This window comes from Luteibacter sp. P4_E6 (assembly GCF_056401535.1).
The window spans coordinates 1-7,543 of record NZ_JBFUJE010000181.1 but is presented as its reverse complement, the minus strand read 5'-3'; the positions used below and the strand labels follow the sequence as shown (position 1 = coordinate 7,543).

The following is a 7,543-nucleotide window of genomic DNA, read 5'->3' as shown; positions in this document are numbered from 1 at the left end:
CTCGTGGACGAAGCGCTTCTCACCCTCGTCCACCGAGCGGATGCCGATCTGGCGGAAAACATCGGGTGTCGTCGCCGGCACGGTGCCGCCGATGTGAGTGAGTTCGTCCGGGCCGTAACCGCAGAGGCAGGCCACCGGCATGCCGTGGATATTGCCCGACGGCGTGATCTGGCTGGTATTGAAGTCCGCGTGGGCGTCCAGCCACAGTACGCGAAGGTTCTTGCCCGCATCGCGGCAGTAGCGCGAGACCGCGGAGATCGAGCCAATGGCAAGGCAATGATCGCCGCCCAGCATGATCGGCAGGTTCCCGGCAATCAGTTCGGCGTGGACCGCTTCGTGCACGGCGGTATTCCACGCCACGGCTTCGCCCAGGTGACGATAGCCATCGATCGGCGGCAGCCATGGGTTGAGCGGGCCGGAGACATTGCCACGGTCGACCACATGCAGTCCGCGCCGGGCCAGGCGCTCGCCCAGGCGCGCCACGCGCAATGCTTCAGGACCCATGGAACTGCCGCGGTGGCCTGCGCCGATATCGGTGGGGACGCCGATCAGGGCGACGGAACGTGTAGTTGGGCTCATTCCGCAAGTTTACACCGGCCTTCAAAACACCCACGTTGCACCGCGTCAGGCGGTGAATTGGGGCAGGATAGGCCGGTATTTTCACCGGCACGCTGAGAATGATCCGACTGGATGACCTGCAAGTCTTCGTGCAGACGGCCGACGCCGGCAGCTTCTCCGCCGCCGCCAGGCTGATCGACACCACGCCAGCCATGGCCAGCAACGCCGTCCAGCGGCTCGAGCGTGAGCTCGGCGCCCGCCTGTTCGTCCGGTCCACCCGTAGCATGCGGCTCTCGGACGACGGCGAGCGTTACCTGCCCCACGCCCGCGCCATGCTGGCTTCCCTTATGGGCGGTAGCCAGGCCCTGGCCGAAGGACGGGGCGAGATTGCCGGACCGCTTCGCCTGTCCCTGCCTTCCGATCTGGGGCGCAACGTGCTCGTGCCCTGGCTGGACGAATTCCAGACACGGCATCCGGGCATCTCCCTCCAGCTGTGGATCAGTGACCGTGCCGCCGACCTGCTCCGCCACCCCATCGATGCGGCAATCCGCTACGGCGCACTGGATGATTCCGGCCTCGTCGCCCAGCCCCTCGCGCCGGATAACCGGCGTGTGCTGTGCGCCTCACCGGAATACCTCGTGCGGCATGGCTCGCCGGCACATCCGGACGATCTGCACAGCCACAACTGCCTGTGCTTTCTGTGGGGTGAGCAGATCCACGACCGCTGGACCTTCGACCTGCCCCGCGGCCCACACACGGTAAGCGTCAGCGGCAACCGCATCAGCGACGATGCCGATGTGGTCCGCCGCTGGGGCCTGGCCGGCCACGGGGTGATCTACAAATCGCGGCTGGACGTGGTGGCCGACATCGCCGCCGGCCGGCTGATCGAGCTGTTGCCGGGCCTGGGCCAGCGGGCGCCCGTGAATATGGTCAGCGCGCACCGCGCCCAGCTCACGCCCGCCGTGCAACACCTGAGGGATTTCCTACGCGAAAAGCTGGCTGCACTGGCGCCTTAACGGGCGAATGGCCGATATCACGGCAAGCCACCATTTGGCGTAGAATATCGCTCAAATGGAGAACGCCATGATCACCTATATCGCCGATGCCGACCCCATGCCCTATGTCATCCGGGAAACCGTGTTCACCCGAATGGGCCGCCTGCTCGACCTCAAGCTCGAATCGGATGCCGATGCCGTTCGCCTGGTCAACAAAGGCATCACCGTCCACGCCTATAAGCACGTCGCCGAGAAGCTGCGTTTCCCGGGCAATCTGGTCGCCCCCGAAAGCACCGTCCGGCGGCGTCTCACCGAGGGCCGCTTCAGCGAGGTCGAGTCGGAGCGGGTGGTACGCGTGGCGCGCGTCTTCGCCGAGGCGGTCGAGCTCTTCGGTGACGAGGACATGGCGCTGACCTGGTTCACGACGCCTGCCGACTACCTCGAGGGCGACGAGCCTGTCACGCCGATGACGCTCGCCGCGACCGACAACGGCGCCCGCCTGATCGAATCGCGCATCCTGCGCACCGCTCACGGCATGTTCTGATGCGGCTCTGGCGTATTTCGTCCTACCCCGGCCTGAGCGGGGTGGGCGGCTACCATGCGGACGGTCGCTGGCATACGCGCGGCAAACCCGTCCTCTATGCGTCCGAGCACCCCGCGCTGGCGATGGTGGAGGCGATGGCACATATGCGCCTCGGGGTCACGGCCATACCGCTGACACTGAAGTTGATCGCCATCGATGTGGCCGACGCCGTGACTATTGCGCCGACGCCCGAGCTTCCTACGGGCTGGCAGGCCAACGAACCCACGAGCCAGGCCATCGGCGATGCCTGGATCGCGCGCGCCGAGACGCTCCTCCTGCGCTTACCGTCGGCCATCCTCGCGCACTCGACCAACTACCTGATCAATCCGGCGCATCCGGACGCAGCGACACAACTGAGCGAGGTCGAAGCCGAACCGTTCTGGTTCGACCGTCGCTACCTTCGTTGACGCGTTCTATCGCGGTTACTCAGAACCGAAGCGCCTGGCAGAACTCGTCCGTGCGAAGAATGCTGTTGTGACCGGCAGCGATGTGATCCCAGCGGACCGGCGGCTGCGGCAGCAAGCGGACAAGCGCCTCGGTGCGCGCCGAGCCGATCACCTGGTCATTGGTGGCCTGCAGCACGTACACGGGCACAGCGCCAAGGCGAGCAGCTGCCGGACCGCTCTCATAGTGATCGCGCAGCAACCAGCCCAGCGGTATGCCGAAGGTCTCGCTGCCCACGTTGGTGATGCTGTYGTAGGGCGTGACGAGCACGAGTCGTTGCGGATGCTTCTCGGCGGCAACCTGTGTCGCGATACCGCTGCCTAGACTGATGCCGACAATGGCGACGTGGGCATGCTTCTTTGCTGCCTCGTCGACGAGGGCGATACCGTCGCCGACCAGGTCGCGCTCCCGCGGGGTACCCGCCTGCCCCTCGTAGCCGCGGTAGGGCAAGAGATAAATCGCGCGACCGGAGCACTGGCCCAGGCGCGATGCGAAGCGCGACAGGCTCATGCCGTTGCCACCGAAGACGACCAGCGCGTCGCTCGCTTCCGGATGCAGCACCCAGCCGCGAAGCATCAGGTCAGGACGCGCGACCGTGAGATCGCCGAAGGTCTCGGTGGCTTCAGCCCCCGGATAAAGCAGGCGGTCCTGCATCAGGTAGAGGAAAACGAACGGCGCCACGATGAGGACAATGACGATCGCGACGATCCATCGGACGAGCTTCATGGTTGTCCTTTATTCGCCTGGGCCCGGGGACGCCTTCCAACAAAAAGCCGGCGTAAGCCGGCTTTTTTGTATCACATCAAACTGGTGCCGACACCCGGATTCGAACTGGGGACCTACCGCTTACAAGGCGGTTGCTCTACCAACTGAGCTATGCCGGCGAAGGCGGGGAGTTTATCAGAAGCAGCCGGTCGGTTTGGCGGTCGCGCCGGGGCTGCGGATGCCCCGGCGAATATCGGCATTGGCGTCATCGGGCACGACCACGTCCAGCCACCAGACGGGCGTGACTTCGGTCCGTTCGCTCATGCGCGCCGGGAAGCCTGCGGCGATGACTTCGTCGCGGCGCTTCTTTGCATTCGCGGGGTCGTGGAACAGACCGAGGGCCACGGAGTTCTGCAGCTCGCCGGTGGCGGTGACCACGAAATAATCCTTGATGCCCTTGGCCTCGAGCCGGCGCGCTTGCGCCAGCGCCAGATCCCGCGTGGCCTGCGCCGGAAGGAAGACACGCCAGCCATGGGACTCGCTGGTCTGCTCCTGACGCTGACGGCTGCGTACCGTGCGCGGTGCGATCGCGGTACGCGTGCTGCGCAGGTCCACCTGATTGGTGAAGGGGCCGATGGCGAGGCAACGGTAGCTGCGCTTGGCGCTGGTCGCGACGCTTGCGGTGGACGCCGCGGCGAGGAGGTCGGGACTTGCCGTGGCCTCTGCGGGTTCCTTCTTTCCCGGTTCGCGCGTCGCCGGCTTTGCCGCCGAGGCAGCCGGGGCGACAGCGGGCGCGGCGGCCACGACGGGAGCCGCCGTCGACGCCTGCGCGGGTGGCGCGACCGTCACAGTCGAGGCGGGTGCAGGAAGTTCAGCAAGCAGCTTGAGCGTGGGCACACCCTTGTCGGCCGGATCCACCGCATGCGTGCCCGATTCGCCAAGCAGCAGCCAGGCGGCTACCGCGATGTTGAGGGCGATCAGCAGAACGAACATCAGACGCAGAAGCATGGCGGCCTTGGGTTTCCGGTGAGGCCAGCGCGCGTTCCCCTGTAAGAACCGGTGGCGTCGCGATTCTAGGCGAAATGATCCGCTTGAGTGTGCGCTTTGGCCCAGACGGCCAACCCGCGCAGGACCGTATCGGGCACGAGCATCACCTCACGCTGGAGCAGGGGCGCCAGCACGGTGGCGTCACCGCCGCCCAGGGTGACGGTGGGCGCACCACCGAGCAGCGCAGCCGAGCGGTCGGCAAAGCGGTCGACCAGGGCCGCGCAGGCTTGCCAGCATCCTGACGCCAGACCGTCGGCCGTGTTGTCCGCCAGGTCGCGAACGGCACCCGGCTGGCCTGGCCGCACCTGCACGGTCGCACCGAGCACGGACTGCTGCATGAGCAACGGGCCGGGCGCGATCCAGCCGCCGAGATGTCGACCCTCCGCATCCAGCGCGTCCAGCGTCAACGCCGTACCGACACTGGCCAGCACGCACGGAGCGCGCCCGGCGGCATGCGCGTCGACCATGGCGAGGAAACGATCGACACCAAGACGGTGCGGCTCGGCATAGGCATTGGTGACACCGCAGGCCCGTGCGGGTGTCCGGACCCACACAGGTTCAAGGCCGAACGCGTTGCCGGCGGCCACGGCAACCGCCGTCTCCCGCGCGGTGTCGACGACGGACGCGCCGACGATGCGCGTCGGTCGGGGCCATGCGGCCCACAGCGTTGCCAGTTCGTGGGCGATGTCCGCGTCCCAGCCGAAGGCACCGCGATGGATGAAACTATCGCCGTCGAGCATGGCGAATTTGAGACGGGTGTTGCCAAGGTCCAGGAGCAGGATCATGCGGCACTCCGTCGGACTGAAATTTCCGCGCTATCGACGATCACCAGCTCGCCAGTGGCGCGACGCACGCGCAAGGCACCGCGCTCATCGACACCCTCGCCCATGGCGTTGTACTCGCCGCGCGGATCGATCACGCGCAACGGCTGTCCCTGCAGAAGATCGTTCGCGCCGTATTCCGTGGCAAATGCCGCGAAACCGTGGCGCTCGAAACTGCGGAGGCCCTCGCTCAGCGAGGCGACCACGGCCGCCGCCACGCGATTGCGCCCCGGCGGCTGACCGCCGCTCAGCGAGGCCAGGTCGGTGATGGGCTGGTCCGCGCGCTCGTGGAGGGAATCCGGCAGACGGATGTTGAGGCCCACACCGATGATCGCCGCACACGGGCCCGAGTATTCACCGGACAACTCCACGAGGATGCCGGCCAGCTTGGCGTTACCGGCCAGGACGTCGTTGGGCCATTTGAGCCCGGCGGTCCGGATGCCCAGCTCGTCCAGCGCGCGGATGAGCATGACGCCCACGGCAAGCGAGAGGCCCGACAGCGATGCAAAGCCCGCATCGAAGCGTTTCAGGACGGACAGATAAAGGTTCATTCCCGGCGGCGAGAGCCACGTGCGCCCTCGCCGGCCACGTCCTGCCGACTGCGTCTCGGCCATGACGAACGAGAGGTCGTCCAGCACGGGAATGCGGCGCGCCAGCTCGCTCGACGTCGAGTCGATATCCCAGTGCACTTCGATCATGCCGACATCGGCCAACGCCGCGGGCGAAAGGCCGCCGCGAATACGCGGCGCGTCGAGCAGTTCGGTCGGCCATGGCAAGCGGTAACCGCCACCGACCTTGGCCTCGACGGGGACGCCTTTCAGGCGCAGCGCCTCGATCTGTTTCCAGACCGCCGCGCGCGTGACGCCAGCCGTCCTGGCAAGAGTGGCGCCGGACACGGCATCGCCTCCAGCAAGGGCTTCGAGAAGATCGCGTGCGAGCATGGGTAGCCGTCGGGCCGTCAGGCGGCCGCTGTCGGGGGTGGGGAAAACCAGGACATTCGGCGATTCTAGGGCAGTAGCGAGAATTTCGCCCGTATTGGACGGCAAAGTCCCTTTGATGGACCTCCAGCACTGGCAGCTCTGTGAAATTTCTGAGAGGATCGGTCGTCCCCCGGCATGTCCGGAGGTTTTTCAGGGTTTACCGATGAACGCCAGACCCTACATCTTCGGATGTCTGTGCCTCGTCGGTGCCACCGGCACCGCCGCCGCTTCCGACATCGACCTGACCGGTAGCCTGCTCTCGCTGGGCGGTGGGGTCTCGTCGTCGTTCGAGAGCAACAGCGCGCGTTCGTCGTCGGGCAGTCGCGACTCCAGTTCGGCCGACGCCATGTCCAATCGCTCGGGCAACGCGCCCCAGCGCAGCAATAATCCCGCGCCCGTGCCCTCCCCTGTCGACCCCGACGAAGGTCCGCACGACGGTGCTGCGCCGATGCGCTCGCCCTCGCCCAGCTGGCAGTCGATGCTCCCCGGCTCGATGCTCTGAGTCCGTCTGGTCGTCACTAATGAGCTTTGTCCAGTCGTTACTAGCGCGGTTTCGCGCGCCGGTACCCCCGATTGACGACACGCTCTGGCGGCAGGCGGTCTCCCGACTCCCCCTCGTCCGCGCACTCGACGAACCCCGCACACACTATCTACGCCAGCTCGCCGCCGGCTTCCTGCATACCAAGCGCTTCCACGCCCTGGGCGACGCGGCGCTGGACGACTTCTGGCGCCTGGTCATCGCCATGCAGGCAAGCCTTCCCGCCCTGCCACAGGGCCCCAAAGCGTTCAAAGGCTGGACCAACGTGCTCGTGTATCCCGGCGAGTTCAACGTGCGCCGCAATCACTACGACGCGCCCACCGGCGTGGTCACCGACCGTGACGACACCCTGATCGGCGAGGCCTGGGAACGCGGGCCCATGGTGTTGTCGCTTGCCGACGTGGCGCTGGACATCGACGCGCCATGGGATGGCTTCAACGTGGTCATCCACGAGATGGCGCACAAACTCGACATGCTTGCCGGACCCGCGAACGGTGTCCCGCCGCTACCGTCGTCGATCAATCGCCGTGAGTGGATCCAGACGATGCAACGTGGCTTCGACACCCTCTCGAAGCAGGTCGGCCGCGGCCGCAAGACAGCGATCGATCCTTACGCCGCCGAAGCGCCGGAAGAGTATTTCGCGGTCACCAGCGAGCTGCATTTCTCGCAGCCGGCTCTCCTTCGCGAAGCCGCACCTGACGTAGCGCGCCTGTTAGCCGCTTTTTACGGACCGTCACCGGCCAGTTGACCCGCCGCAACGGGATCGGCCGTGGTCAACCCGGCGGAAGACGAACACTGAAACGGGCGCCGCCGAGTTCTTCGGAGCGGTCGACGTGCAGCTCGCCCTGGTATGCCTTGACGATGTCCTGCAC

General features: G+C 66.5%; 10 protein-coding genes and 1 tRNA gene. 5 read left to right on the top strand and 6 right to left on the bottom strand.

Annotation, left to right across the window (positions count from 1 at the left end; genetic code table 11):
- On the bottom strand, window positions 1–579 hold a 579-nt coding region (locus tag AC1DT2_RS12250), incomplete at its 3' end, for an arginase family protein (RefSeq protein WP_477296505.1).
- Window positions 580–677: 98 nt separating this feature from the next.
- Here AC1DT2_RS12250 and AC1DT2_RS12245 point away from each other — a divergent pair.
- The 3 genes from AC1DT2_RS12245 (at window position 678) to AC1DT2_RS12235 (ending at window position 2,543) form a co-directional block, all read left to right on the top strand.
- A complete protein-coding gene (locus tag AC1DT2_RS12245) occupies window positions 678–1,574 on the top strand; it encodes a LysR family transcriptional regulator (RefSeq protein WP_213949598.1) in 897 nt (298 codons plus the stop codon).
- A 67-nt stretch (window positions 1,575–1,641) separates the two neighbouring features.
- Window positions 1,642–2,097 (top strand): antitoxin Xre/MbcA/ParS toxin-binding domain-containing protein, encoded by a 456-nt coding sequence (locus tag AC1DT2_RS12240; protein ID WP_477296503.1) that lies wholly within the window; start codon window positions 1,642–1,644, stop codon window positions 2,095–2,097.
- A complete protein-coding gene (locus AC1DT2_RS12235) occupies window positions 2,097–2,543 on the top strand; it encodes an RES family NAD+ phosphorylase (RefSeq protein ID WP_477296501.1) in 447 nt (148 codons plus the stop codon). The genes AC1DT2_RS12240 and AC1DT2_RS12235 overlap by 1 nt, the downstream gene beginning before the upstream one ends.
- Window positions 2,544–2,562: 19 nt before the next feature.
- Here the strand turns inward: AC1DT2_RS12235 and AC1DT2_RS12230 are convergent, their stop codons facing one another.
- The 5 genes from AC1DT2_RS12230 to AC1DT2_RS12210 all read right to left on the bottom strand — a co-directional run bounded on the left by AC1DT2_RS12230 (window position 2,563) and on the right by AC1DT2_RS12210 (window position 6,094).
- Window positions 2,563–3,306 (bottom strand): alpha/beta hydrolase family protein, encoded by a 744-nt coding sequence (locus tag AC1DT2_RS12230; protein ID WP_477296499.1) that lies wholly within the window; start codon window positions 3,304–3,306, stop codon window positions 2,563–2,565.
- Window positions 3,307–3,388: 82 nt separating this feature from the next.
- A tRNA-Thr gene (locus AC1DT2_RS12225) sits at window positions 3,389–3,464 on the bottom strand.
- A 16-nt stretch (window positions 3,465–3,480) separates the two neighbouring features.
- A complete protein-coding gene (locus tag AC1DT2_RS12220) occupies window positions 3,481–4,293 on the bottom strand; it encodes an SPOR domain-containing protein (RefSeq protein WP_477296497.1) in 813 nt (270 codons plus the stop codon).
- Between the two features lie 65 nt (window positions 4,294–4,358).
- Complete coding sequence (locus AC1DT2_RS12215; protein WP_477296495.1) at window positions 4,359–5,117, bottom strand: type III pantothenate kinase; 759 nt, start codon at window positions 5,115–5,117, stop codon at window positions 4,359–4,361.
- Window positions 5,114–6,094, bottom strand: coding sequence for a biotin--[acetyl-CoA-carboxylase] ligase (locus AC1DT2_RS12210; RefSeq protein WP_477296493.1), 981 nt, complete (start codon window positions 6,092–6,094; stop codon window positions 5,114–5,116). Before AC1DT2_RS12210 ends, AC1DT2_RS12215 begins: the two co-directional genes overlap by 4 nt.
- 202 nt (window positions 6,095–6,296) lie before the next feature.
- Between AC1DT2_RS12210 and AC1DT2_RS12205 the strand changes: the two genes are divergently transcribed.
- Together AC1DT2_RS12205 and AC1DT2_RS12200 are read left to right on the top strand one after the other, a co-directional pair.
- Window positions 6,297–6,635: a hypothetical protein gene (locus AC1DT2_RS12205; protein WP_063572488.1), complete on the top strand. Its 339-nt coding sequence runs from the start codon at window positions 6,297–6,299 to the stop codon at window positions 6,633–6,635.
- A 19-nt stretch (window positions 6,636–6,654) separates the two neighbouring features.
- Complete coding sequence (locus AC1DT2_RS12200; protein ID WP_063572489.1) at window positions 6,655–7,419, top strand: M90 family metallopeptidase; 765 nt, start codon at window positions 6,655–6,657, stop codon at window positions 7,417–7,419.
- Window positions 7,420–7,543 lie beyond the last annotated feature (124 nt).

What these genes read in the sequence shown, in the direction of transcription:
- AC1DT2_RS12215 (WP_477296495.1), bottom strand. Translation starts at nt 5,117, where the DNA reads ATGATCCTGCTCCTGGACCTTGGCAACACCCGTCTCAAATTCGCCATG.
- AC1DT2_RS12240 (WP_477296503.1), top strand. Translation starts at nt 1,642, where the DNA reads ATGATCACCTATATCGCCGATGCCGACCCCATGCCCTATGTCATCCGG.
- AC1DT2_RS12210 (WP_477296493.1), bottom strand. Translation starts at nt 6,094, where the DNA reads ATGCTCGCACGCGATCTTCTCGAAGCCCTTGCTGGAGGCGATGCCGTG.
- AC1DT2_RS12205 (WP_063572488.1), top strand. Translation starts at nt 6,297, where the DNA reads ATGAACGCCAGACCCTACATCTTCGGATGTCTGTGCCTCGTCGGTGCC.
- AC1DT2_RS12220 (WP_477296497.1), bottom strand. Translation starts at nt 4,293, where the DNA reads ATGCTTCTGCGTCTGATGTTCGTTCTGCTGATCGCCCTCAACATCGCG.
- AC1DT2_RS12235 (WP_477296501.1), top strand. Translation starts at nt 2,097, where the DNA reads ATGCGGCTCTGGCGTATTTCGTCCTACCCCGGCCTGAGCGGGGTGGGC.
- AC1DT2_RS12245 (WP_213949598.1), top strand. Translation starts at nt 678, where the DNA reads ATGATCCGACTGGATGACCTGCAAGTCTTCGTGCAGACGGCCGACGCC.
- AC1DT2_RS12200 (WP_063572489.1), top strand. Translation starts at nt 6,655, where the DNA reads ATGAGCTTTGTCCAGTCGTTACTAGCGCGGTTTCGCGCGCCGGTACCC.